This is a genomic window from Tropicimonas isoalkanivorans (genome assembly GCF_900112335.1).
GTDB classification, from domain to species: Bacteria; Pseudomonadota; Alphaproteobacteria; order Rhodobacterales; family Rhodobacteraceae; genus Tropicimonas; species Tropicimonas isoalkanivorans.
Map to the genome: position 1 here is coordinate 88,083 of NZ_FOLG01000006.1, position 25,138 is coordinate 113,220.

Sequence of the window (25,138 nt, forward strand, 5' to 3'; positions counted from 1 at the left end):
CGGCAGACTTGTCGACGCTGGATCAACTGGACCAGATGCGGCGGCGCGCATATCTCTGGGAGCGCGAAGCAGGCGGAGTGAACATGATTGAGGCAACGGACGTGTCGGCGCTGAGCCGGGAGCAGGCGCTGGTAGAGCTGGAACGGCTCGCCACGCTGTTGAGCGAAGCGAACCGCGCTTACCACACCGAGGACGCGCCCGTGATGTCCGATGCGGAGTTCGATGCTCTCAGGCGTCGAAACGCCGAGATCGAGGCGCGGTTTCCCGACCTGATTCGCGAGGACAGCCCGTCGGCCCAGGTCGGTGCCGAGCCGGCGGAGGGCTTTGCCAAGGTCACACATGCTGTCCGCATGTACTCGCTGGGCAATGCGTTCGAGGAAGCGGACCTGCGGGAATTCGACCGGTCGGTCCGCAGCTACCTCGGCCTGCCGACCGATGCGCCGCTTGCCTACACCGCAGAACCCAAGATCGACGGCCTTTCGCTGTCCTTGCGCTACGAGGGCGGGCGCCTGGTGCAGGCCGCGACGCGGGGCGACGGCACCACCGGCGAAAACGTCACCGCAAATGCGCGTACAGTGGACGATATCCCGCAGGAGATCACGGGCGCGCCTGATGTGCTGGAGGTTCGCGGCGAAGTCTACATGAGCCACGCCGACTTTGCCGCGCTGAATGCCCGCCAGGCGGAGAAAGGCGGCAAGGTCTTCGCCAACCCGCGAAACGCCGCGGCTGGCTCGCTGCGCCAGCTCGATGCCGAAATCACCCGTACCCGGCCGCTGCGCTATTTTGCCTATGCCTGGGGTGAGACATCAGAACCGCTGGCCGAGACCCAGATGGGATCCATCGAGCGGTTGGCCCACCTCGGATTTCAGACCAATCCGCTGACCCGTGTGTGCGAGACCCCCGAAGAGATGCTGGCGCATTATCGCGCGGTCGAGGCGCAGCGGGCGAGCTTGGGGTATGACATTGACGGGGTGGTCTACAAGGTCGACGACCTGGGGTATCAACGCCGGCTCGGCTTCCGCTCCACCACGCCCCGGTGGGCGATTGCGCACAAGTTTCCTGCCGAAATGGCGTGGACGTGGCTTGAGGCGATCGACATTCAGGTTGGCCGAACGGGCGCCCTTAGCCCCGTGGCGCGCCTCACCCCCGTTACAGTCGGCGGCGTGGTGGTGTCGAACGCGACGCTGCACAACGAGGACTACATCGCTGGCCGGGACAGTTCCGGCGCGCCGATCCGGGAGGGGCGCGACATTCGTATTGGGGACCGGGTGCAGGTGTACCGCGCTGGCGACGTCATTCCCAAGGTCTCGGACGTGGATCTATCCGCCCGACCGGCCGACGCGGAACCCTACCAGTTCCCGACGCACTGCCCGGTATGCGGGTCCGAGGCAATCCGGGAGGAGGGGGACTCCGTGCGCCGCTGTTCGGGCGGGATGATCTGTGCCGCGCAAGTGGTTGAAAAGCTCAAGCACCTTGTCTCCCGGTCCGCGTTCGACATCGAAGGCCTCGGGTCCAAACAGGTCGAACAGTTCCATGACGACGGGTGGATCAAGGAGCCCGCCGACATCTTCACCTTGGAGAAGCGGTATGGCGAGGCGCTGACGGCGCGCGATGGCTGGGGCGAGAAATCTGCGGCCAACCTCTTCCGCGCCATCGACGAACGGCGGCGAATCCCGCTCGACCGGTTCCTGTTCGGCCTCGGTATACGGCATCTGGGAGAGGTCGCTGGCAAGACTCTGGCACGCCACTTCCAGAGCTGGGCGGCGCTGCGGGACACGGTCGACAGCGCGGGCGCGGAGCCGGCCGCGGACGCGGAGGACGCCCGGGCCCGTCGCGCGGTGCTGGCCGATAGCCCCGCCTGGAGTGAACTGATCTCGGTTGACGGAATTGGGGACGCATTGGTGCAGGCCCTCGTCACGGCGATGCGGCAGCCGGCGGAGCGCGAGGTGATCGACCGCCTGGCGGCGCAGCTCGACATCGAGGATGTTGCCGCCCCCAGCACCGAGGGGTCGCCGGTGGCTGGCAAGACCGTCGTCTTTACCGGGACGCTGGAGCGCATGACCCGGGCAGAGGCAAAGGCGCGGGCCGAGGCGCTTGGGGCAAAGGTCTCCGGCTCGGTCTCCAGCAAAACCGACCTCCTGGTGGCCGGGCCCGGAGCGGGGTCCAAGGCGAAGAAGGCGGCGGAACTGGGCATCGAGACGCTGGACGAGGACGGCTGGCTGGAACTGATCGGGCAGGCATGAGCGGCCGGCCGACCATCCTGTTTCCGCTTTTCGCGGATCTCGAGTCGCTCGATGGTGTCGGCCCGAAGACGGCGAAGCATTTGGGGCAGATCGACGTCGCGCGACCGCGAGACCTGCTGTTTACCCTGCCGCATTCCCGGGTGGACCGGCGCAAGGTGGCATCGGTGCGGTCGCTGGACCTGCCCGCCACGGGAACGGTGGAGGTGACGATCGGTCTGCATCGGAAACCCTCGTCCCGCGGCCGACCCTACCGGGTGGAGGTCGAGGATGCGGAGACCTCGTTCCAACTCGTCTTCTTTCACGCCAACGGCGACTACCTGCAGCGGCAGTTGCCAACCGGTCAGCGGCGGGTGGTGTCCGGTCGGATCGAACTCTTCGATGGGGTCGCGCAGATGGTTCACCCGGACCACATCCTGCGCCCCGAGGAGGCGGACGGGATTCCGGCCTATGAGCCAGTCTATCCCCTTACGTCCGGCGTGACGCTCAAGACCATGACCAAGGCCGTGCGCTCGGCCTTGGCGCGCGCCCCGGACCTCGCGGAATGGTGCGACCCGACCCTCATGGAGCGGGAGGGGTGGCCGGACTGGCACGCCGCTCTGGTCGAGGCCCATTCGCCCGAGACCTCACGCGACCTGTCGCCGGACGCCCCGGCGCGCCGGAGGCTGGCTTACGACGAATTGCTTGCCCATCAGGTGACGCTCGCCTTGGCACGCAGCGTGGAACGGCGCGGCAAGGGGCGCGCGTCGGTCGCAACGGGGCGGCTACAGGGCAAGGTGCTGGCCGCGCTGCCCTACCGGCCGACCGGTGCACAGGAGCGCGCCATCCGCGAGATCTCGGATGACATGGCCGGCCCGAGACGCATGGCGCGGCTGCTGCAGGGGGACGTTGGGTCCGGCAAGACACTCGTCGCCGTAATGGCGCTGCTTGTGGCGGTGGAGGCTGGCGGGCAGGGGGTCATGATGGCGCCCACCGAGATCCTTGCCCGTCAGCATCTGGACTCGATCCGACCGCTGGCCGAGAGCGCTGGCGTCGTTCTGGAGATCCTCACCGGTCGCGACAAGGGAGCGGAGCGCCAGGCCAAGCTCTCCGCGCTCGCCCGGGGCGACATTCAGGTGCTGGTGGGCACTCATGCGGTGTTCCAGAAGGACGTGGAATTCCACGACCTCCGGCTTGCCGTAATCGACGAGCAGCACCGTTTCGGCGTGTCGCAACGGATGGAACTGGGCGCGAAGGGCCGCGCGGTCGACGTGCTGATTATGACCGCCACGCCAATCCCGCGCAGTCTGGCGTTGGCGCAGTATGGCGACATGGACCTTTCGGTGCTGGACGAGAAACCACCCGGGCGGACACCGGTGCAGACCGCGCTGGTCTCCGCCGCGCGCATGTCCGAGGTGGTGGAGCACCTACGCCGGGCGGTGGCCGAGGGGAAACAGGCCTATTGGGTGTGCCCGCTGGTGGAGGAAAGCGAAAGCGTCGAGATGGCGGCCGCTGAGGAGCGCTTCCGCCACCTCCGCGCGGCGCTTCGCGAAGGGCGGGTCGGGCTTGTCCACGGTCAGATGCCACCGGCCGAGAAAGACGCGGCGATGGCGCGTTTCGTGGCGGGCGAGACGGCTGTGCTGGTGGCGACCACTGTAATCGAGGTTGGGGTGAACGTGCCCAATGCCTCGATCATGGTGATCGAGCAGGCCGAAAGCTTCGGACTCGCCCAGTTACACCAGTTGCGTGGGCGGGTTGGTCGCGGGGCGGCGGCCTCAACCTGCCTGCTGATGTACCAGGGGCCGCTGGGGGAAACCGCGCGGCGTCGGCTGGAGATTCTGCGGGAGACGGAGGACGGGTTTCGCATTGCCGAGGAAGACCTGGCCATGCGCGGGGCGGGGGATCTGATCGGCACGGCCCAATCCGGCTTGCCGCGGTTCCGGATCGCCGACATCGAACGACAGGCCGGGCTGATGCAGGTGGCACAGCAGGACGCGCGCCGGATTCTGGGCGACGATCCCACGCTTACGTCCGAGCGCGGAGAGGCGGTGCGGGTGCTTTTGTGGCTCATGGAGCAGGACAAGGCGATCCGCCTGATTTCCGTGGGATAGGGCACTTTCCGTCGTCAATGTTCCACGACGTTCGCAAATGTTCTTAAAAAGTTCTTTACTTCTCTCCTGGGGTGTGAGAACAAAGGTGAAACAAACGTTAACGCCCGAGAATGAGAGGACACCGCCCATGTTCGCAGAATTCAAAGCGCTGATCGTCCGGTCCGAGCCCACGCTGCTGGAAGACGCGATCGGCGTCGCCTCTCTGGGCGTCCTTCTGGTGGCCGCATTGCACCTGCCCACACTGATCTGAGGAATTTGCCTGCCTGCGACCTGCTGCCCGGCGGCGCGCATCACCGTCCCCAAATCGATGCGTTGCCTGATTTCTGCCTGTCCCAATGGCTCCGGACCCGCCTCTGCGCCCGAGCCGACCGGTTCAGCACTGTCGCCACTTCGCCGCCGCCGTCCCAACCGGGATGCGCGGCGGCTTTTTCATGGGGCAGGGGACTCAGTCGTCCGTCTCGACGAACTCGGCCAACTCGCCGCCACAGGCTCGGCGCAGCCGGTCCGGTGCGACGCCGAAAACATGGCGCGGCGTGCCAGCGGCAGCCCAGACGGTCTCGAAATCGGTGAGCCGTGGGTCGAAGAAGGCGCGAACAGGGGTCAAGTGGCCCACCGGGGCGACACCGCCGATGGCGAATCCGGTGACGTCGCGAATCCGGGCCCCCCGCGCCGGATGGGCCGCTTCGCCCAGCAGTGCGGCGACCGCTTCGGTCGACACCCGGTTGCCTCCGGCGGTCACGAAAAGCACCAGCGCTTCGCTCTCCTCCGTCTCCAGGATGATCGACTTCGCGATCTGGTCGATCTCGCAGCCCACAGCCTCCGCCGCATCCTTGGCGGTGCGGGTGCTCTCGGACATCTCGCGCAAGGTGTAGGTCACGCCGGCGGATTCCAGTGCGTCCGTCACACGGGTCAGGCTGTTGCTCATGTCACTGCTCCCTTTTTGCCGGCTCCTCTATCTGGGCCCATACGCCCGAATGCAAGATGCACCCGGCGTCCACCGACCTGTGGATTGACCGTCGCGGGTTCGCGGGCCATCAGTTGTCCATGACGTTTTCCGCCGCGATAACCCGTTCGCCCATTCCCTACGACACCGATGCCGCGCGGGATGCTACCGCGCGATTCGAGGACCTTTCGCCAGACGTTCGCGACGTCTTGGCAGGTGCGGCGGGGTGCAGTTCGTACTTGCGCGGGTTGATGGAGCGGGAGGCGGACTGGCTGCGGGAGGCCTTGGCGGCGGATCCCGCAACCGTTCTGCCGGCAGAATACGAGGCACTGCGTCCCATGGGCGTCGCGGAGCTGAAGACGGGCCTGCGCCGCGCCAAGGGCCGGGTGGCACTTTTTGCGGGGCTGGCCGATCTCGCGGGCGTCTGGCGGTTGGAGGAGGTGACAGGCGCGCTGACCGACTTCGCCGACCTATCGGTCGACCTGGCGATGAAGGGCGTTCTTACGCGCGATTTCGAGCGCGGCAAGTTCCCGGGCCAGACCGAGACCGACCTGCCATCCGCCGGTGGCATGGTGGCGCTCGCCATGGGCAAGATGGGGGCGGGGGAGTTGAATTATTCCTCCGACATCGACCTGATCATGCTGTTCGACGAAAGCCGCTATCCCGAGGCTGACTTCCATGAGGCGCGGTCGAATTTCGTGAAGGCCACGCGGCGGATGACGGCGCTTCTAAGCGACATGACCGGCGACGGTTACGTCTGGCGGACGGACCTGCGCTTGCGGCCCGACCCCTCCGTCACGCCGGTCTGCCTGTCGATGGAGGCGGCGGAGCGCTATTACGAATCCGTCGGCCGGACCTGGGAAAGGGCAGCGCACATCAAGGCGCGGCCCTGCGCGGGCGACGTGGCGGCGGGCGAACGGTATCTGGAACGTCTGCGGCCCTTCATCTGGCGCCGCCATCTGGACTTCGCAGCGATCCAGGACGCCCACGACATGCGCCTGAAAATCAAGGAGCACAAAGGGCACCATGGCACCCGCTCTCTGGAAGGGCGGGACCTGAAACTCGGGCCCGGCGGAATTCGCGAGATCGAGTTCTTCACCCAGACCCGCCAGATCATTGCCGGCGGCAGGGATCCGAGCCTCCGCCTCCGCGGTACCGTTCCTGCACTGGCTCAATTGGCGAAAACGGGTTGGATTCCCATGGAGTTGGCCGAAGAACTTACAACGCACTACCGGGACCTGCGGGAACTGGAGCACCGGGTGCAGATGGTGGCCGATGCTCGAACCCACGCGCTACCCACCACGCCGGAGGGGTTCGACCGGATTGCACGGATGTGCGGCGAGGGGGATACCGCAGCCTTCCGGCAGTCCATCGCCGACCGGCTCGATGCGGTCCGGGCTGCTGCCGAACGGTTCTTCGTCCCGCGCGTCGCCGGGGCGGAGACTCCGGCGGCCGACGTGGAGGAGCCGGAGATCGTCCGGCGCTGGCGGCTCTATCCGGCGCTGCGCTCTGCGCGGGCGCAGGAAATCTTCGAGCGGCTAAAGCCGGACCTGCTGGCACGCCTGAATGCGGCCCCGCGCCCGGAGGAGGCGCTGCAGGCGTTCGACGGCTTCCTCTCCGGCCTGCCGGCGGGGGTTCAACTCTTTTCTCTGTTCCAGGCGAACCCGAACCTCCGGGCGCTGATCGTCGACATCGCGTCCACGGCGCCTGCGCTCGCCAGCTACCTGTCCCGCAATTCACAGGTGCTGGACGCGGTGATCGGGGGCAGTTTCTTTTCCCAATGGCCCGGCAAGGTGGAGCTGGCGCGGGACCTGTCGCAGCGGCTCGAAGCGACGGGCGATTACGAAGGCCAGCTCGACGTAGCGCGGCGGTGGCAGAAGGAGTGGCATTTCCGGGTGGGGGTACATCACCTGCGCGGGTTGGTGGACGCCGCTGAGGCCGGGAGACAGTTCGCGGATGTGGCCGAGGCGGTGCTTGTGGCCTTGCTGCCGGCGATCCAGGAGACGTTTGCCGAGCGGCACGGGCCGATGCCGGGGCGCGGTGGCGTGGCCGTCGGTATGGGCTCCCTCGGCGCCGGCTGGATCAACGCCAGCTCGGACCTCGACCTGATCATGATCTACGACGCCGAGAAGACGGACATGTCGAACGGCCCACGCCCGCTGCCGGCGCCGACCTATTATGCCCGGCTCACCAAGGCGATCCTGACCGCGTTGTCCGCGCCCACGGCCGAGGGGCGTCTATACGAAGTGGACATGCGGTTGCGTCCGTCGGGAAAACAGGGACCTGTCGCGACGTCGCTGTCCTCCTTCGACACCTATCAGCACGAGGAAGCATGGACGTGGGAGCATCTGGCTCTGACCCGTTCACGCGCGATCGCTGGCAATTCCAAGGTGGCGGAGGGTGTGGAGCGTGTGCGCCTGTCCGTGCTTTCCGCCCCTCGGGACGCGGAAAAGGTGCTCGCGGACGTGCGCGATATGCGCCGAAGGCTGGCGGAGGCAAAGGCACAAGAGGGACCGCTGGACGTCAAGCGCGGTTCGGGCGGAATGCAGGACATCGAGCTGGTGGCCCAGACGGGCGCGCTGCTGGCCTCGGCACAGGCGCGGCGGACCGCTCCGCAGCTTCACGCGGCGGCTCGCTTTGGCTGGCTGACACACTCCGAAGCCGAACAGCTTACCTCCACGTACCGGCTGGCGCGGTCGGTGCAGAGCGTCGGGCGTCTCATCGTGGACGGCCCGCTTGAAGTCGACGCATTGGGGCAGGGCGCGCGCGAGGTTCTGGCTAGGGAAACCGGGCAAACGGACATCCAGGTGCTGATCGAGGAACTGGCCGCGCGCCGTGCCGAGTCCGCCGCGATCATTGACGCTGTTCTGGAGCGAATGCCCCCGCGTGCAAAGGCGGGGGCGGCATGAGTCGCGATTGGGCCGACCCCAAGGCCTTGATTGCGGAAGCGTATAGGATCGAGGGACTGGCCGAGCCGGAATGCCGTTCAATTTTTCTGGACTGGGCGCTCTCGCTTGGCGATGAAACCGACCAGAAAGCGGCGCTCAGCGCCCTGGTGGATCGCCATGCCGCCGAGTTCCCCGCGCACCCGATGAGCCTCGTCCTGCGCGAGGGACTAGCAGACGGCGCAACGCCCGCGCGGCGCGGCGGCTGGCGTGGCCGTCGGCGCGGGTCGCCACAAGCGTGAGCCAGCGGCCTGCGTTCTTCAGGCCGTGAGCGATGCGGCCTCCCGGGCCAGTGCCTCGATCGCCGTCCAGTCACCCGCCGCCACGCGATCCTTCGGCGCGACCCAGCTCCCGCCCACGCAGACGACATTGGGGAGGGATAGGTACGACGGGGCATTCTGAACGGAGACCCCGCCGGTCGGACAGAAGCTGATCTGCGGGATCGGCGCCCCGATCCCCTTGAGCGCAGGTGCGCCCCCGGCGGCTTCGGCAGGGAAGAATTTCAGCATCGAATAGCCCCGCTCGTAGAGCCGCATCGCTTCGCTGGCGGTCGCCGCGCCGGGCAGCAGCGGCAGATCGGCATCTTCGCAGGCCTGCAGCAGCGTATCGGTCGCGCCGGGAGAGACACCGAAGCGCGCTCCTGCGGCCTTCGCAGCGGCAACATCCTCGGGGGTCAGCAGCGTGCCGGCACCCACGACGCCGCCGTCCACCTGCGCCATGGCGCGGATCGCGTCGAGCGCGGCGGGGGTTCGCAGGGTGACTTCGAGCACCGGCAAGCCGCCTGCGACCAATGCCTGGGCAAGCGGTCGGGCGGTGGAGGCATCTTCGATCACCAGCACCGGCACCACGGGGGCCATGCGGCAGATCTCGGCGGTTTTCTTGCTCGCATCCTGTGGGGTCATTGTCGTGTCCTCTGATGGGCCGGTTCTCCGGCGCGAAAGCCCGGTGGCCGGCCGTCAGAGCCAGACTACGGGCGCAAAGTCCGGCGGGCGTCGCGATGATGCGTAGCCCCCCGGCAGGTCAGGCTCGGCCTCAATTGAGGTACGGTGTCGGATCGACGGCTTCGACCCCCTCGCGCACCTCGAAGTGCAGGTAGGGCGAGCTGGACGACCGCACTGTCGCCACGGCTTGCCCCCGGTCCACCCGATCGCCCTTGCGGACCTTGAGGTTGTCCACGTTGGCATAGACGGTCAATAGCCCGCCATCATGGCGCAGCACGAGGATCGGGACGTTGTCGGTGTCCTCAGTAATCGCCGCGACAACGCCCCCGGCGGCGGCCCGGACGGTTTCGCCGGACGAGGCCGCGATGTCGATCCCGTCGTTCTTGCCCTTGTTGAAGTCGCGGATGATGCTGCCGCCGACCGGCGCGCCCATCCGGGATTTCGATACCGAGGTCGCCTGTTTTCCAAGGTCCGGCGATTTCGGCGTTTCCGGCGTCTCTTTCGCGGCGGCGGGGGGCGTGTTTTTTGGCAGCGGCGTTGCGGCGCTCGGCGGCGTAGGAGTGGGGCTGCCCTGGCCGGGAGCCGTTGTGGCAGTTTCGATCTGCGGTCGCGCCGCGGGGCTGTCTGACAGGACAGGGATCAGCAGGTACTGTCCGGACCGAACGTTCAAGCCTGCGTCCAACCCGTTCCATTCGGCCAGCGCCGCAGGCGTCACGCCATAGCGGCGGGCGATGGAGTAGGCCGTTTCGCCGGGTTGCACCTGGTGGCGTACCGGCTCCCTGCCGGTCTGTATGGCGGAAGCCCCCGATGTTCCGGCGCCGGCGCGGTCGATCGCTCCGCCCGCGAGCGTCTCAACATCCACCGATCCCGCCGGCCGGATCGGACCCGTGCCGATGGCGCCTGTTGCGGGCGACGGTTCGGAGACGCGGCGCGGCAGGGCCAGCACTTCGCCCTGGTTGAGCCGCGCGTTCACCGGGACGCCGTTGTAGCGCGCAAGCTCCTCTGCCGGCACCGTGCCCAGCCGGGCCGCGACATCGGCCACCGTGTCATTGCGGCGTGCTATTGCCACCTGGTAGTTCGGATAGGAGATCACACCACGATTGTCCGGTTGCGGCCGGCTCGTCGTGGCCCCCGCGACGGCATCGGTGGTATCGAACCCACTGCCGATGCCCCGGAAGTCGAGGTCGAAATTGCTGAGGCTTCCTGTCGAACAGGCGCTCAGGACAAGCATGCTGGCACACAGGCTCAGGGTCGGGCGCATCGGCTCTCACTCCTCAATCGCGGCGCCCTCTTTGCGAGGCGTCCGGGTCGCTTCTCGGCGGCCCGGGCATCTCGGCCCCCGGAGCCGCCACTCACAGCTATCAGTCTCACGTATCTCATTCCCGCCCAAGACCTTCCAGCAACGGCACGAACCGGACCGGGCAAAGCTCGTCGTAGTCGTACCCTTCCGCCGTCCGCCGCACGCGGATCAGCGTCTGTACCGCATCGGACTGGCCCACGGGCAGCACCATGATACCGCCGATGCGCAACTGCGCCAAGAGCGGCCCCGGCGGGTCTTCCGCCGCTGCCGTGACGATGATGCGGTCGAACGGCGCGTGATCGGGCAGGCCGTGACTGCCATCGGCGAGGAAGGTGGTGATATTGGTCAGGCCGAGGGCGTCGAACACCGCCTGCGACTGGTCCACCAGCCGCTTGAACCGCTCGACCGTATAGACGCGCCGAACCAGTTGCGACAGCACCGCGGCCTGGTAGCCCGAGCCCGTGCCGAGTTCCAGCACCTTGTCCCGAGGGGTCACCTGGAGCGCCTGCGTCATCAGCCCGACGATGGAGGGCTGGCTGATCGTCTGCCCGCAGGCAATGGGCAAGGGGGTGTCATCATAGGCCCGGTCCGAAAAGAGCCCCTGCTGCACGAAGAGGCCCCGGTCGATCTGTTCCATTGCCGTCAGGACGCGCTTGTCCGTCACCCCCTTGGACCTCAGCGCGAAGACAAGGCGCATCTTCTGTTCGGGCGTCCAACTCATTCGAGCGCGGTCCGGAGTGGTGCGATGTGGTCATGCGCGGTCAGATCGGCCCGCATCGGCGTGATTGAGATGTAGCCGTCGAGGTTCGCCTGAACGTCGGTCCCGTCGCCGGTCGGTACATCCTGCCGACCACCCTTGATCCAGACGAACCGCCGACCGGATGGGGCATGGATGGGTTCGACCGTGAAATGCACGTCGGGCCGAACGCCCTGAACCGTCACGCGGCGCCCCTTGACGCTGTCGGCCGGGCAGGCGGGAAAATTCACGTTATAGAACGTGCGATAGCCGCCGTTGCTGTCCCACCGGCCCCGATCCAGCAAATCGCGGATCAACGCTGCGGCATGGCCCGCGGCAGCCTCGAACGGGTCGTCAAGTTGCGCATTTTCGGGGCCGAAGAACTGCGACAGGGCGATGGCGGGCAAGCCCTGGATTGCCGCTTCGAGCGCGCCGCCGACGGTGCCGGAGTAGAGCGTGTTCTCGCCTGCGTTGTTGCCGCGATTGACGCCGGAGAGCACCAGGTCCGGGCGAGCGTCCTTCATCACGTCGTGCACGCCCGCGAGCACGCAATCGGCAGGGCTGCCCTCCGCTGCGAAGCGCCGCTCGCCCATCTTTGCGATCATCGTCGGGTGCGTGTAACTGATGCAATGGGCGACGCCGGACTGCTCGAAGGCGGGGGCCACGGTCCACACTTCGCCGGAGGGGCCGGCGACGGTTTCCGCGACACGTTGGAGAACCTCGAGGCCAGGTGCGTTTATCCCGTCGTCATTGGTGATGAGAATGCGCATACCCGGCCCTTTTCTTCCACGCCCTGCTTAGACTCAGCCCGCAGGGGGAGCAAGCACCGCGCGCCATCGCTTGGCCCGATGGTGTAGTTTGGCGAGGAGACCGACGTGCATGTGGCGGCCCGCGGCGTGGGCGGCTCCCGCCCCTCGGACACCCCATCGAAGATGGGGCGCCGCCGGTTGGGCCAGGCCGCGCGCTCCGCGCGCGGGCGATCTTTCGGCCGAAGGATCGTGCTCGCTTGTGGCTGGGCGGGCGTGAATCTGTCCGGCGGACCGCCATATGACCCACCGGGCGCCAGCGCCCGGTTCAGCCGAGCGCCGCTACAAGGCGGGCCCCCTCGGCGCGAACGTCGGCCAGCGCGTCATGATCCTCTCCCGGGAAGAAACGGGCGCGCAGGGCGGTTGGCACCGGTTCGGGCATTAGAATGCGAACCGACGGGCCGACCCGCTGCGTCTCGGCGGCCCAGGACCGCACGAGCGCCATCTGGGCAGCCTTCGTGGCGCCGTAGGACCCGAAGAACGGCTGTCCGGCGCGGTCGTCGTCCAGAAACACCGCCCGAGCGCCCTCGCGGGCGCGGAGTAGCGGTGCGACGAAGGTGATAAGCCGGCGGGTCGCCTCCACGTTGGTGGCGAGGGATCGGTCCCAGTCCTTGCCTTCCACCTGGTCGGTCGGGGTCAGCGGCGCGGCGTGGATGGCTGTGTGAACCCACAGGTCCACCCCGCCCCAGCGGTCGTGAATGGATCGGCAGAGATGCTGCATCGCACCGTCGTCGGTGATGTCGAGCAGTGCAAGCGTCGCCTGGCCACCGCGGGCCTGGATGCGATCGTCGAGGTCCTCCAGCCCGCCAACCGTGCGCGCGACCGCAAGCACGGTATAGGTCGGAGCGAGTTCTTCGGCCATGGCGGCGCCAAGGCCGCGGGAGGCGCCGGTAACAAGGGCGAGTCGGGTCATGCCGGGTCAGTGCACCGGCGCGGCGACCGAGGTCAAGCCGCAGTCGCTCAACCGGCCGGCATTTCCAGCCGGCGCGTGCCTCGCCCGGAGCGCAACAGCAGCGCGTTTCCGTCGATCGCGATCACCTGTCGGCCATTCAACCGCTCGCCGGGCCGGACCCTTTCGATTCGTCCCGAGGCGTGGCGGACGAGCGCGCGGCGGTCGTTGGACGTGCCGAAGACACCGATCAGGGCGAGATCACGGAGCGGCAACTTGTTCTTTTCCGTGGCGACGGCGGCAGCTTGGGTCGTGTTGGGCATGGTGTCTTCCGAAGTCATACACTGAAACCGGCCTGCAACCGCCGAAGAGGCGGTGCCGGTGGTGTCGTGAGCGAGGTGAAACGTTCCGATCGGTCCGACAGGTCATCCACCCATCCCGATCAAGCGAGGCGGCCGGATATCACCGGCTCTGGTGGAGGAAAAGGGGGATCGAAAAGTTGTGATGACGGTCGGTCGCTTCCCGCTGATCGGCGGGTCGCGTCAGGTCAAGGACAGCCCTTGCCGCCCGGCGAGGTCGAGAAAGAACTGCCAGGCCACGCGCCCGGACCGCGCGCCCCGCGTTGCTTGCCATTCGATTGCCTCGGCCCTGAGCGTGTCAGGGGCGATGGAGAGGCCGTATGCCTCGCAATACCCGTCAATCATGGCGAGATATTCGTCCTGGCTGCAGGGATGAAAGCCCAGCCAGAGGCCGAAGCGGTCGCTGAGCGAGACCTTTTCCTCGACCGCCTCCGAAGGGTTGATCGCTGACGAGCGTTCGTTCTCGATCATGTCCCGGGGCATCAGGTGCCGCCGGTTGGACGTCGCGTAGAACAGCACATTGTCCGGCCGACCCTCCACGCCGCCATCCAGCACTGCCTTCAAAGACTTGTAGTGCTGGTCATCGTGGCCGAAGCTCAAGTCGTCGCAGAACAGCAGAAAGCGATGGGTCGCCGCGCCCCTGAGGAGTGTGAGAAGCCGAGGGAGCGACGGCAGGTCCTCCCGCTGCAGTTCCACAATTTTCAGATCTTCTCCCTTTTTGCGAACGTCGGCGTGTACAGCCTTCACGAGGCTGGATTTTCCCATCCCGCGTGCGCCCCAGAGCAGGGCATTGTTCGCGGGCAAACCGCGCGCGAACTGGAGCGTGTTGGCCAGAAGGATCTCCCGCGCTCGGTCGATGCCGACGAGCAGCGACAGCGCGACGCGATTGACCTTTTTCACCGGGACGAGCCGATCCGGTTCCGTGTGCCAGACAAAGGCTTCTGCCGCATCGAAGGCAGGGGCCTCCGCCGGCGCAGGGGCTATGCGCTCCAACGCCGCGGCGATCCGGTCCAGCTCCTCGACGGTGAAGTCCATCAGCTGCCCTTTGCCGCTTCGCGTGCGTCGTCGTCCACCTCGTCCTCGTCGTCAAGAATGCCCATGGCGCGCAATTCTTCGTTCCGTTTCCGCTCGACGCGGCCCACCAGGAGGATGGAGATTTCGTAGAGCGAATAGACGACCGTGAACAAAATCACCTGGGTGATGACGTCCGGCGGCGTCACCAGAGCGGCAAGCGTGAGGATGCCGACGATGGCGTATTTACGCACGTGCTTGAGCCCGTCGACGGAAACCAGCCCGGCCTTCCCCATTAACGTAAGAAGAACGGGGAGTTGGAAGCAGATGCCGAACGCGAGAATGAACTTCAACGTCAGGTCAAGGCTCTCGCGGACCGAGCCGAGGAAGATCGTCCGCAGTTCCTGGTCCTGGACGTCCATCGGAACCTCCGCGCCGGTCAATATCGCGGCAAGCGTCGGGATCGCATCGGAGAAGCCGATGAAGAAGTTCATCGCCAGCGGCGTGACCACGAAATGCGCAAACGACGCACCGGCGAGGAACAGGAGCGGAGAAGCGACCAGGAAGGGCAGAAAGGCGTTCTTTTCCGAGCGATAGAGCCCCGGGGCGACGAAGCGCCAAAGCTGGTAGCCGATATACGGGAAGGAGAGCGCAAGCCCGAAGATCAGGGAGATCCGGATCAGGACAAAGAATTTCTCTTGTGGGGCGGTAAAGATCAACTGCGGGTTCTCGCCGCGCGCCCGCAGGATGTCCGCGATCGGCTGGACCATGAAGTTCAGGATCGGTTCGGCTACGAAGAAACACAGGACCATGGCGATGAAAAAGGCCAGGACCGAGCGGATCAGCCGGGTGCGCAGTTCCGCCAGGTGTTCGATCAACGGGGCGGAGCTGTCTTCGATCTCGTCGTCAGTGGGGTCGCTCATTCGGGTCAGCTCGTGCCTTCCTGTGGGCCTTGCGCCGTTCTCGTGGCAGCATCGGGCGCCGCAGAGTCCCCCGGGGCGGTCTGCACCTCCGCCTCGGAATCCAGCCGGGCCTGGGCTTTGGCGGCTGCGCTTTCGCGGATCTTGCGCGCCGCGTCCGCACGCTCTTCGGTCATCGGAGCAGTTTTGGGGCCCTTTTTGGCGGGGCGGGCCGAGGCCTCGTCGGCCATCTCGTCATCTTCGCCGAAGGGGTCGAAATCGTCGAACGTCGTCGCTTTTCTCAAGGCGTCCGCGCCCATGGCTCTTGGGCTTGTCATGGTCCGAAAGTCCTTGGCGACGTCGCGTACGCCGGATTCGTCCGCGGCGTCTTCCATGGCGCGCGTGAACTCGCGGGCCATCCCGCGCATCCGAGCGGTGAATTTGCCGAGGGTGCGGAACATCACGGGCAGGTCCTTGGGGCCCACCACGATCAGCGCCACAATGCCGATCAGCATCAATTCGGTCCATCCGAGGTCAAACATGTCGCGTCAGCCTTCCATCGGCCCCCGACGGGGGCGGGGCGTCAGACCTTGTCCTTCTCGGTGGTGTTCTCGGGGGTTACGTCGCGGGCGGAGGAGGCAGACTTGTCCTCCAGCTCATCCTTGTTGCCTTCGGCCACGCCCTTTTTGAAGGCGGTGATCCCTTTGCCGACCTCGCCCATCAGCGACGAGACCTTGCCGCGCCCGAACAGTACGAGAACGACGACCGCGATCAGGATAAGGCCGGGAACGCCGATATTTCCGATACCCATCTGTCTCTCCCTTGTGGGACGGGCCCTTTCCGGCCCGTACCCGTGGTTTCTGAAGGTCGTCACTACTTATGAGTTTCGTGCAGCACTTCAAAGCCCCAAATGGTCACGGCGCGGGAATTTGACCATCGGTCCAAAGGTCCAGGAAGAACGCCATGGTGGTTTGCGAGAGGTCCACTGGTGCGCTCTGTCTGATCCGGGCGCGATTTTTCGGAGGAAAAATCGCAGCCGCGCGTCGTGCGCGCGGCTCGGCCCAACGGGAGGAGTGGCATCTACAGATGCCATGACGACGGGCGGGAGAGCGCCGGTCCCGCCGGCATCAGCTTGGGAAGACGAAGCAGCGGTCCCGCCGAAGCGTCAGCCAAAGCGGCGTGCCGGGTCGCGGCAGGAAGACCGCCGGTACTGTCGCCTTGAGAATGGTAGAATCGTAGTCCATCCGAAACTCCACGAGGCTTTCGCGCCCCATGAAGCGGGCACGCTCGACGACGGCTCGGGCCGCCACCCCGTCCGTCGGTGTCGGGTTGGGTCCGCGGCCTTCCCGGTCGAAGTCGATCCGCAGGTGCTGCGGGCGAATCACGATCTCCACCGGTGTGCCGTCTGCGTGTCCTGGGGTCAGGAACTGACCGAAGGGCGTCTCCGTCAGCGCACCATGAGAAACGCCCCGCACAATATTGATATCGCTGAAGAACGCGGCGGCAGCGCGGTCGACGGGATTGTTGTATATATGGTAGGGCGCGCCCCTCTGGACGATCTTCCCCGCCCGCATCAGCGCGATCTCGTCGGCCATGCGCATGGCCTCATCCGGCTCGTGCGTGACCAGGAGAACGGCGGTGTTCTCCTCCTTTAGCACTGCAAGTGTGCGATCCCGGATGTCGTCGCGCAGCCGATTGTCGAGGCCGGAGAATGGCTCGTCCATCAGCATGATCGCAGGTTTTGGGGCCAGCGCCCGCACCAACGCCACGCGCTGCTGCTCGCCGCCGGAGAGTTGGTGTGGGTAGGCGTCGATGAACGAACCCAGGTCGACCCGTTCCAGCAGGTCGCCCACCCGCTCACGGTTCCGGCGTAGCCCGCCGTCAAGGGCGAAGGCCACGTTCTCACCGACGCTCAGATGCGGAAACAGCGCGAAATCCTGGAACATCAGCCCGATGCCGCGCCGTTCCGGCGGCAGGTGGCGCTCGTCGTCGGAGACGCAGTCGCCGTCCACGATGATCCGCCCGGAATCCTGCCGGTCGACGCCGGCCACGATGCGCAGTGTCGTCGACTTGCCGCAGCCCGACGGACCCAGCAGGCACGTCACCTGGCCGGGCGCGACGCTCAACGAAACGCCAGTGACCACATCGCGCCCGTCGAACCGGCGGGTAATGGCGTCAACCTTTAGGCGGGGCGGCGTTTGCGGCACTGTTTTGGTCGATTGTTTCGGTCAGGTTTTCGGAAGGGGTAGCAGCGCCCGCCTCTGTGAGCAAGGGCGGGAGGCGTCTGCGTACGTTTGGCTGGGCGGCTGGCGTTTCCCCTTTGCGGGTCATAGGCTGCGCGACAGCGGCAGCGAAAGGCGACCAATGGCAGACGCGACAGAGCACGTGGAACGGCAGCGCGGGTTGAGAGTACTGCGCGACGTTGCCCCGTACCTCTGGCCGGAGGGCGAGCCGGGCGTCAAATTGCGCGTGGTCGGCGCAATGGCGGTGCTCGTCCTCGCCAAGCTGATCGCGGTGACGACGCCGATGCTCTACAAGGGCGCCGTTGACGCGCTTGCCGGCGACACCCCGGACGGCACGACGATGCTTGCGCTTGGCGCAGTGGGGCTGACCGTGGCCTATGGGACCGTCCGACTTACCAACATCGGCTTCCAACAACTTCGTGACGTGATCTTTGCCCGTGTGGCGCAGGGTGCGTTGCGCAAGCTGGCGCTCCGGACCTTCCGCCATATTCACGCACTTTCCCTGCGTTACCATATCAGCCGCAAGACCGGAGCCTTGAGCCGCATCATGGAACGGGGCGTGAAGGGCGTGTCGTTCCTGCTGCGATTCCTGCTGTTTTCCATCGGCCCTTTGGTGCTGGAGCTGGTGATGGTCTGCGGTATCCTCGTGGCGGTCTTCGACTGGCGGTTCCTCGTGGTGCTGGTCGTCACTATCGTGCTCTATGTCTGGTTCACCTTCGCCATTACCGAGTGGCGTGTGCGTATCCGGCGCCAGATGAACGATCAGGATAACGAGGCGAACCAGCGGGCTATCGACTCGTTGCTGAACTACGAGACGGTGAAGTATTTCGGCGCCGACCGGCGGGAGGCGGCGCGTTATGATGAGGCGATGGCGGGCTACGAGACTTCCGCGTTGAAGACTGCCTATTCACTCGCGCTCATCAACTTCGGACAGGGGCTGGTGATCAATGTCGGGCTCGTCGCAGTGATGGTCATGGCGGCGCGGGGCGTGTCCTCCGGTGACTTTACGGTTGGCGATTTCGTGATGGTCAACGCCTATATGATCCAGATTATCATGCCTCTGAACTTTCTCGGCACGGTCTATCGGGAGATCCGCCAGAGCCTTGTCGACATGGGACAGATGTTCGACCTGTTGGAGCAGCCGGCGGAGGTCGTGGACAAGCCTGACGCGCCGGCCTTGACAGTCACCGGCGGCGAGGTGGTCTTCGACGACGTGCACTTTTCCTACGAGTCCGACCGGCCGATCCTGAAGGGCGTTTCCCTCACGGTCCCGGCCGGCCGGTCGCTCGCTATCGTGGGGCCGACGGGGTCCGGCAAGTCGACCATCGGCCGGCTGCTCTTCCGTTTCTACGACGTGGACGGCGGGAGCCTGCTGATCGACGGTCAGGACGTGCGGGACGTGACCCAACATTCCCTGCACGAGGCCATCGGCGTGGTGCCGCAGGATACGGTGCTGTTCAACGACACGATCTGGTACAACATCGCCTATGGCCGGCCCGAGGCAAGCCGCGAGGAGGTGGAGGATGCCGCCCGCGCGGCTGAGATCCATGACTTCATCCAGACACTGCCGCGTGGCTACGACACGATGGTGGGGGAGCGGGGATTGAAGCTGTCGGGAGGCGAGAAACAGCGGGTCGGGATCGCGCGAACGATCCTGAAGAACCCGCCGATCCTGCTGCTGGACGAGGCGACCTCAGCGCTCGACACCCGGACGGAGCAGGGCATTCAGGCCTCGCTGCGGCGCATGGGGCGGGGCCGGACGGTTATCACTATCGCGCATAGGCTCTCGACCATCGTGGACGCTGACGAGATCGTCGTGCTGGAAGAGGGTCGGGTGGTAGAACGCGGAAGCCACGCCGCACTGCTGGCGCAGCATGGCCGCTACGCGAGCATGTGGGCCACGCAACGGGCCGAGGATGAGGGCGCGGACGCAGCGTAGGCCGGAATGACTCCGTCTCTTTCCTCCGTGGGCCGCTCAGGGGCGCACATTGCGCTGGCTGGGCCAATCGACAGGAGCGCCTCATTTCGGGCCGCTTGGGGTCAAAGTTTCGCTTCAATCCGAACCAAATGATTAAAATTGCATCAACACTCGGGAGGTGTCCCATGGTGAGTGATTTGAGTGCAATGTCGGGCCATCGGTACGCGCCCCAGTTCGAGCCCAACTGGTTGGACAAGCTCGATACCCTGCTCTCTACCAGAGTCGGTGATCTATTCGGTTCGGTGGCGGACGCACAGACGCAAGTCCTGGCGATCGGCCTCGCGATTGGCTGCATCTCTGTCATCTTTGCCATGGGTTTTGCGCGTCGGCGGGCGGCGGCCCGGTCACGCGCGGCGCGCAACAATCCCGCTCCGAGGTTCCTGCGTCGGGCGGACGCGCAGGCGCGGCTTGCCGCGTTGCGGGACACGTCGACCCAACTGGAGGTGACCGGCGCGGCCGGCCATTATTCAACCCATCGCGCCATGCAAGGCCCGAACGCCTGAGGACGCCACGCCGGGTGGGCCGTGTCTCATAGCATAATGTCGCTGCCCGCAGTCGGAACCAGCGAACCCTCTGCCGCCGCCGTCACTCAGCCGCCTGTATGGACCCGTCGCCGCCGTCTTTGCCGCCGTCCTTGTCGGAGGTATCGGGCACCGGGCTTTCCGGGCTGGGGTCTTTCGCCGAGTCGTCTCGGGTGGTCTCACTAGACGGTTCGGGCGGGCCGAGGCGGCGTGGTGGCTCCTCGGCTGGAATGGAGGGTACGGGAATCCAGACCAGTTCGGGCACCTTGAGCCGACTGGCCGTCCGGGTAAGGCCGAGATCCTGCGCCGCCTGGCTCTTGCGGCCGCCCGCGACCGCCTGCGCACGGTGAAGCCCTCCATACGCCCCTTTCCAGAACCACACCCGCGCCGCCAGCATCGCCGGGGTGAAGACGAGCGTGAGCACGGTCGCAATTCCGAGCCCGAAAACGACCGCAGTTGCGAGTTGCTTCCACCAGAGCGCGGTCGGACTGTCGATGGTGTAACCGCCGTTGATGAAGTCGAGCGACAGGCCGAACATCATCGGCATCAGGCCCGCCATGGTGGTCGACGTGGTCAGCAGGACGGGCCGCAACCGCTGCTCCGCTGTCCGCGCGATGGCCTCCAGCCGCGGCATGTACTGGCTGAACTCCTGATAGGTGTCGATCAGCACGATATTGTTGTTCACCACGATTCCGGCGAGCGCAACGATGCCCGTGCCGGTCATGATGATCGAAAACGGCTGGCCCATCACGATCATGCCGATGAGGACACCGGTGGTGGAAAGCACCACGGCCAGCAGCACCAGAACGGCATTGTAGAGGCTGTTAAACTGCGTCAGCAGGATCACGAACATCAGACCAAGGGCACCTGCGAAGGCGCTCATGAGAAACGCCTGGCTTTCCTCCTGCTCCTCCTGATCGCCCGTCCATTGCCAGCCGATCCCCTCGGGCAGCGGTTCCTCGGAGGTCAACCACCCCGTCAGCAGGCCGATTCTCTCCGTTGCATTGATCGGCACAACGGACAGGTTATCGCGCTCGATCATCTCGGCGACGGAGGGGCGGGTGTCAGGGTCCGAGGCGTGGACGACTTCCACGGTCTCGCCAGCACCGTTAACGAGTTTCACAAGGTTTGGCGCGACGTCGGCCTTCAGGTCGTAGGTGCGCCGCCCGTCCACCCGGTCGATCCGGGCCAGCTTGGGCACCGGCTGGCGGGTGATGAAGTTCGCAAGCGGCACCAGGCCGTCTGCAGTGCGCACCTTGAGCGTGTCCAAAGTAGAGAGCAGCCGGTCCTCCTCGGGCAGGCGGACCCGGATGTCAATTTCTTCGTCGGATGTGTCCACCCGCATCGTGTCGAGAAGGATGCCGCGGGTGACGAGCTGCACCATCGCGCCGACGGTGGCGACGTCCGCGCCGTAGCGGCCCGCCTTCTCGACATCCACGTCGATCTGCCAGTCGATACCGGGAAGCGGCAGGGTGTCCTCGACATCTATCAGTCCCGGCACGGACTCGAACTTCGCGCGGGTTATTGCCACCGCCTCGCGCAGGCTATCCCAGTCGTCGCCCGACAGTTGCAAATGGATCGGTTTGCCCGAGCCCGGACCCATGGAAAGGTTGAGCGTCTCCGTGTAAATTCCCGGGATCTCAGATAATTTCTCCTGAATGCGTGCGAGAACCAGATCGCCGTCCAGATCCGGGCGATCCTTTCGATCGTCCCAACGAACCAGCTCGATTTGAACTTGCCCAATGGTGTCGCGCGGGCTGGAGGCCCCCCCGGTGTTGGCGTTCAGCCCGCCATCGCCGGCAAAAGCGAAAACGCTGTCCACGCCCGGTTCTTGGAGAACGATTTGTTCCACCTGGTGAACCAGTTCGTCCTTCTCGTCGATCCCCAGATTTCCGCGGGCGCGTACGTAGACAATTGCCTGCTCCGGCTCGGATTCGACGAAGAACTCTGTGCCCCGATTGTTCTGGCCGTAGTATTGAAACGTCGCCATGACGACGAAGGCCACGCCGGCAATCACGACGACGGGCATGATCGGGTTGCCGGTCAGGAACCGGATCAGCCAGCCGAAAGCAGTCCGCTGGTACCCGGCCTGAACGCGTTGCTTGCGCCACTGCACCTTGGCGGCGTCCATGGTGATGGAGGAGGCGAAGGCACCCAGGACCAGCACGACCGCCCCGAAAAGCCGTCCGGCCGTTGCGCGTGTGGCGTCGGGCAGAAGGTAGTGCGGGTTGAGCACCTGCATGGCGCCCAGGAAGATGAGGTAGAGCGCGACTGGCACCAGCGCAGCACGCACAGCCCATGGCCAGCGACGCAGGCGCTCTGCGAGATGGTGGAACGTGCGCGCCAGCCGGCCGGAGACGCCACCCACCACCGGCAGAAAGATGAGCGCCACAATCAGCGAGGCCGACAGCACGAAGATAAGCGTGATCGGGAGCATCTTCATGAATTCGCCGGAGACGCCCGGCCAGAACAGCATAGGCAGGAAGGCGCAAAGTGTGGTCGCGGTGGAGCTTACGATGGGCCAGAACATCCGCTTCGACGCCTCGACATAGGCGTGCATCGGCCCCGTGCCGCTCTTGATGCGGGTGTCTGCGTATTCGACCACCACGATGGCTCCGTCCACCAGCATCCCCACGGCGAGGATCAGGCCGAACATCACCATGTTGGAAATCGCCACGTCCATGATTGCGAGGAAGCCGAAGCAGAGGAGAAATGATGTCGGGATCGCAAAGCCCACCAACAGCGACGGGCGCGGGCCGAGGGCGGCCAGGATCACAATCATGACCAGGCCGATGGCGGTCAGCACGGACCCCTCTAGCTGGCGCACCATGGATTCCACCTGTACCGACTGATCGTTGGAGGTGCTGACGACGATGGCGTCCTGCAGCTCCGGCGGCCACGTGGCCTTTTCCGCGGCGACGGTCTCACGCACGAGCGCGGCCATGTCGATCACGTTGTAGCCCTTGCGCTTGACCACCTGCAGCGCGACGGATTTCTCGCCGTCGAAGCGCGCGGTGCCCTGACGGTCTTCGAAGGTAAGCGAGATTGTGGCCAGATCGCCGAGCGTGATGACGGAGTCGCCGTTCACCTTGACCGGAAGATCGTAGATGTCCGCGGTGGTCTCGAAGGATGAGGGGATCTTGACCGAGAAGGCGCCACCCTCCGTCTCAACCTCGCCGGCGGCGATGAGCTGGTTGTTGTTGACCACTGCATTGATCAGCTCACCGGCGGTGACGTTGTAGGATTCCAGCTTCAGCGGGTCGATCGTGACCTCGACCATCTCGTCCCGGTGCCCGGCCAGTGCGGCCTCCAGAACCGGCTCCAACCCTTCAAGACGGTCCTGCAAGCCGTTGGCAAGTTTCAGCAATGTTCGCTCGGGCAGGGGACCCGACAGGGTGACGATGATAATCGGGAATTCGGAGAAGTTGAACTCGTCGACGGTGTAGTTCTCGGCACCTTCGGGAAAGTTCGCTTCGGCCTTGTTCATCGCCGCCCGGACGTCGGCCAGCGTGGCCGACTTGTCCCAGCCGAATTCGAATTCCAGCACCAGGTTGGCATAGCCCTCCACGGCGGTGCCGGTCATCGTCTCCAGCCCGTCGAGATCCGACATTTCGGTCTCCATGGGCTTGATCGGCAGCTTCTCGGCATCCTCGGCGGAGATGCCGGGGAAGGGGACGGAGATGAACACCGCCGGGATCTCGATGTCCGGCTCGCCTTCCTTTGGCAGGTTGATGTAGGTGATCGCCCCGGCAACGACCGAGAGCAGGATGATGCCGATGATCATCCGCGTATGGTGCGAGGCCCAGTCGACGATGCCTGTCATGGCGGCGCAGTCCCTTTCGGTGCGGCTACTGGCTTACGGTTTCCCTGTAAGTTACGTCCAGCGGAACGCCTTCGGTCACATATTCTTGCCCGACGATGATGATCTCTGCCCGCTCCGGCAGGCCAGCGATCCAGATGCCCTCCGGTGTGTCGCGGAGGAAGTCGACCGGCGCGAAGGCGGCCACCGGCCCGGTGCCGTCCTGTGCCTCCTCGACAATGCGCAGGCCCAGCTTACCCGAATCATCCAGGGTCAGCGCGGAGCCGGGCACCAGATGCGCCTTGGCCCCATCGGCCTCGATGGCGATGTCGGCGGTCTGACCGTCGCGAATGCGCAGGTCCGGGTTGGGCACCTGAACCTCGACGCGGAACGTCCGCGTCTGCTCGTCGGCTGACCGCGACAGGAAGGTCACCGTGCCGGCGACCGTATCTCCCGAGATCAGCCGCGCCGTCGCGGGTGCGCCCACCTCGACGTGGCCGACCTGGGTTTCGGAAACGAATCCGACCAGCTTCATCGGATCGAGCTGGATCACGGTGGCGCAGGCCGAGCCGGGCTGCATCAGCGCGCCGAGTTCGGCGGTGTCGGTCTCAAGCAGGCCGTCGAAAGGGGCCTCGATGGTCAACCGGTCGATTTCCTTCTCGGCCAGCGCGACGGCGGCGGCGGCGGCCTCCACCTGCGAGGTGGCCGCCTCCAGCCCCGAACGCGCAGATGCAACGCCCGCACGGGCGGAACTCACAGACGCGCGGGTCGAGGCGACGCGCGTTTCGGAGGCAAACCCTTCCCGACCGAGCCGACTGGCGGCGCGGTCGTTGATCTCAGCCTCCTCCAGCAGGGCCTGAGCCTCCTCGACCCGTGCTTCGGAGACAGGCAGGCCGGCCTTCGCCGACGCAAGTTGCGCCTTGGCCTCGGAGAGTTGCGCCAGTCGGACACCGGGTTCGATCTCACACAGAAGCTGCCCGGCTTTCACCAGAGCGCCCTTACGCAGCGGATCGGACACGATCTGCCCCGTCGTTTCCGCCCGCACCTCTACCTGCCGTGCCGCTTCCGTCCGGCCGCGAACGAGCACTGCGCTATCGATCACCTGTGTGAGGGATTCCATAGCGACCACCGACACCCGGTCCACGTCATCCGTGACCTCGGCCGCCGCCTCCTCCGGCTCATTCGGCACGTTGGCCGGCGCGGCCTCGTCCACGTCCATGCCCGCAAAACGGAACACGCTTTCCCGATGCATCACGAGCATAAAAATGAGCGCGGCGACCACGGCCGCTATGAGGATCGAAAACCACCTCATGCGAAATTGCCTCTCGCTGTCGGCTGAATACACATAATTTGCCGGACAAATGTGCGTTCCTGCGTGAAAAAGCAAGGGTCAAAGCGGTTTGAGGGCAGTATGGCGAGCAGGCTTACCTTAACGTCA

21 protein-coding genes are annotated in these 25,138 nt (G+C 65.8%); 7 read left to right on the forward strand and 14 right to left on the reverse strand.

Going from position 1 to position 25,138, the window contains the following annotated elements; translation table 11 throughout:
• Positions 1–83: 83 nt before the first annotated feature.
• The 3 genes from ligA (at position 84) to BM075_RS25010 (ending at position 4,580) form a co-directional block, all read left to right on the forward strand.
• Entirely contained in the window at positions 84–2,243 is a 2,160-nt protein-coding gene (gene ligA / locus BM075_RS11865) for an NAD-dependent DNA ligase LigA (RefSeq protein WP_093361006.1), read from the forward strand.
• A complete protein-coding gene (gene recG / locus BM075_RS11870) occupies positions 2,240–4,330 on the forward strand; it encodes an ATP-dependent DNA helicase RecG (protein ID WP_093360900.1) in 2,091 nt (696 codons plus the stop codon). Before ligA ends, recG begins: the two co-directional genes overlap by 4 nt.
• A 127-nt stretch (positions 4,331–4,457) precedes the next feature.
• A complete protein-coding gene (locus BM075_RS25010) occupies positions 4,458–4,580 on the forward strand; it encodes a hypothetical protein (protein ID WP_093360901.1) in 123 nt (40 codons plus the stop codon).
• A gap of 195 nt (positions 4,581–4,775) precedes the next feature.
• Here BM075_RS25010 and BM075_RS11880 read toward each other — a convergent pair whose 3' ends face one another.
• Positions 4,776–5,255 (reverse strand): YbaK/EbsC family protein, encoded by a 480-nt coding sequence (locus BM075_RS11880; RefSeq protein WP_093360902.1) that lies wholly within the window; start codon positions 5,253–5,255, stop codon positions 4,776–4,778.
• A gap of 119 nt (positions 5,256–5,374) precedes the next feature.
• On the opposite strand from BM075_RS11880, the gene BM075_RS11885 reads away from it, so the two are divergent.
• A complete protein-coding gene (locus BM075_RS11885) occupies positions 5,375–8,182 on the forward strand; it encodes a bifunctional [glutamate--ammonia ligase]-adenylyl-L-tyrosine phosphorylase/[glutamate--ammonia-ligase] adenylyltransferase (RefSeq protein ID WP_093361007.1) in 2,808 nt (935 codons plus the stop codon).
• Positions 8,179–8,460 (forward strand): hypothetical protein, encoded by a 282-nt coding sequence (locus BM075_RS11890; protein ID WP_093360903.1) that lies wholly within the window; start codon positions 8,179–8,181, stop codon positions 8,458–8,460. The genes BM075_RS11885 and BM075_RS11890 overlap by 4 nt, the downstream gene beginning before the upstream one ends.
• Before the next feature lie 18 nt (positions 8,461–8,478).
• Here the strand turns inward: BM075_RS11890 and eda are convergent, their stop codons facing one another.
• The 11 genes from eda to BM075_RS11945 all read right to left on the reverse strand — a co-directional run bounded on the left by eda (position 8,479) and on the right by BM075_RS11945 (position 17,366).
• Positions 8,479–9,120 carry a bifunctional 4-hydroxy-2-oxoglutarate aldolase/2-dehydro-3-deoxy-phosphogluconate aldolase gene (eda, locus tag BM075_RS11895; protein ID WP_093360904.1) on the reverse strand — a complete coding sequence of 214 codons (642 nt, stop codon included), beginning with the start codon at positions 9,118–9,120 and terminating at the stop codon, positions 8,479–8,481.
• A 130-nt stretch (positions 9,121–9,250) separates the two neighbouring features.
• On the reverse strand, positions 9,251–10,420 hold the full coding sequence (locus tag BM075_RS11900) for a peptidoglycan DD-metalloendopeptidase family protein (protein ID WP_093360905.1): 1,170 nt from the start codon (positions 10,418–10,420) through the stop codon (positions 9,251–9,253).
• A 115-nt stretch (positions 10,421–10,535) separates the two neighbouring features.
• Positions 10,536–11,180, reverse strand: a complete 645-nt coding sequence (locus BM075_RS11905; protein ID WP_093360906.1) for a protein-L-isoaspartate(D-aspartate) O-methyltransferase — start codon at positions 11,178–11,180, stop codon at positions 10,536–10,538.
• On the reverse strand, positions 11,177–11,965 hold the full coding sequence (surE, locus tag BM075_RS11910; protein ID WP_093360907.1) for a 5'/3'-nucleotidase SurE: 789 nt from the start codon (positions 11,963–11,965) through the stop codon (positions 11,177–11,179). Before surE ends, BM075_RS11905 begins: the two co-directional genes overlap by 4 nt.
• A gap of 304 nt (positions 11,966–12,269) precedes the next feature.
• The gene (locus BM075_RS11915; protein WP_093360908.1) at positions 12,270–12,914 is read right to left on the reverse strand and encodes an SDR family NAD(P)-dependent oxidoreductase; all 645 of its coding nucleotides are present in this window, start codon (positions 12,912–12,914) and stop codon (positions 12,270–12,272) included.
• Between the two features lie 47 nt (positions 12,915–12,961).
• Positions 12,962–13,213, reverse strand: coding sequence for a hypothetical protein (locus BM075_RS11920; RefSeq protein ID WP_093360909.1), 252 nt, complete (start codon positions 13,211–13,213; stop codon positions 12,962–12,964).
• A gap of 219 nt (positions 13,214–13,432) precedes the next feature.
• Positions 13,433–14,284: an ATP-binding protein gene (locus tag BM075_RS11925; protein WP_093360910.1), complete on the reverse strand. Its 852-nt coding sequence runs from the start codon at positions 14,282–14,284 to the stop codon at positions 13,433–13,435.
• Positions 14,284–15,183: a twin-arginine translocase subunit TatC gene (gene tatC, locus BM075_RS11930; protein WP_093360911.1), complete on the reverse strand. Its 900-nt coding sequence runs from the start codon at positions 15,181–15,183 to the stop codon at positions 14,284–14,286. The genes BM075_RS11925 and tatC overlap by 1 nt, the downstream gene beginning before the upstream one ends.
• A 5-nt stretch (positions 15,184–15,188) precedes the next feature.
• Positions 15,189–15,701: a Sec-independent protein translocase protein TatB gene (gene tatB, locus BM075_RS11935; RefSeq protein ID WP_093360912.1), complete on the reverse strand. Its 513-nt coding sequence runs from the start codon at positions 15,699–15,701 to the stop codon at positions 15,189–15,191.
• A gap of 41 nt (positions 15,702–15,742) precedes the next feature.
• A complete protein-coding gene (locus tag BM075_RS11940; RefSeq protein ID WP_093360913.1) occupies positions 15,743–15,970 on the reverse strand; it encodes a twin-arginine translocase TatA/TatE family subunit in 228 nt (75 codons plus the stop codon).
• A 316-nt stretch (positions 15,971–16,286) separates the two neighbouring features.
• Entirely contained in the window at positions 16,287–17,366 is a 1,080-nt protein-coding gene (locus BM075_RS11945) for an ABC transporter ATP-binding protein (protein WP_093360914.1), read from the reverse strand.
• A gap of 157 nt (positions 17,367–17,523) precedes the next feature.
• On the opposite strand from BM075_RS11945, the gene BM075_RS11950 reads away from it, so the two are divergent.
• Both BM075_RS11950 and BM075_RS11955 read left to right on the forward strand, forming a co-directional pair.
• Positions 17,524–19,341 carry an ABCB family ABC transporter ATP-binding protein/permease gene (locus tag BM075_RS11950; RefSeq protein ID WP_093360915.1) on the forward strand — a complete coding sequence of 606 codons (1,818 nt, stop codon included), beginning with the start codon at positions 17,524–17,526 and terminating at the stop codon, positions 19,339–19,341.
• Between the two features lie 164 nt (positions 19,342–19,505).
• Positions 19,506–19,883, forward strand: coding sequence for a hypothetical protein (locus tag BM075_RS11955; protein WP_093360916.1), 378 nt, complete (start codon positions 19,506–19,508; stop codon positions 19,881–19,883).
• An 82-nt stretch (positions 19,884–19,965) separates the two neighbouring features.
• Here BM075_RS11955 and BM075_RS11960 read toward each other — a convergent pair whose 3' ends face one another.
• Together BM075_RS11960 and BM075_RS11965 are read right to left on the reverse strand one after the other, a co-directional pair.
• A complete protein-coding gene (locus tag BM075_RS11960; RefSeq protein WP_093360917.1) occupies positions 19,966–23,724 on the reverse strand; it encodes an efflux RND transporter permease subunit in 3,759 nt (1,252 codons plus the stop codon).
• A 25-nt stretch (positions 23,725–23,749) separates the two neighbouring features.
• A complete protein-coding gene (locus BM075_RS11965) occupies positions 23,750–25,012 on the reverse strand; it encodes an efflux RND transporter periplasmic adaptor subunit (protein WP_093360918.1) in 1,263 nt (420 codons plus the stop codon).
• Positions 25,013–25,138: the final 126 nt, after the last annotated feature.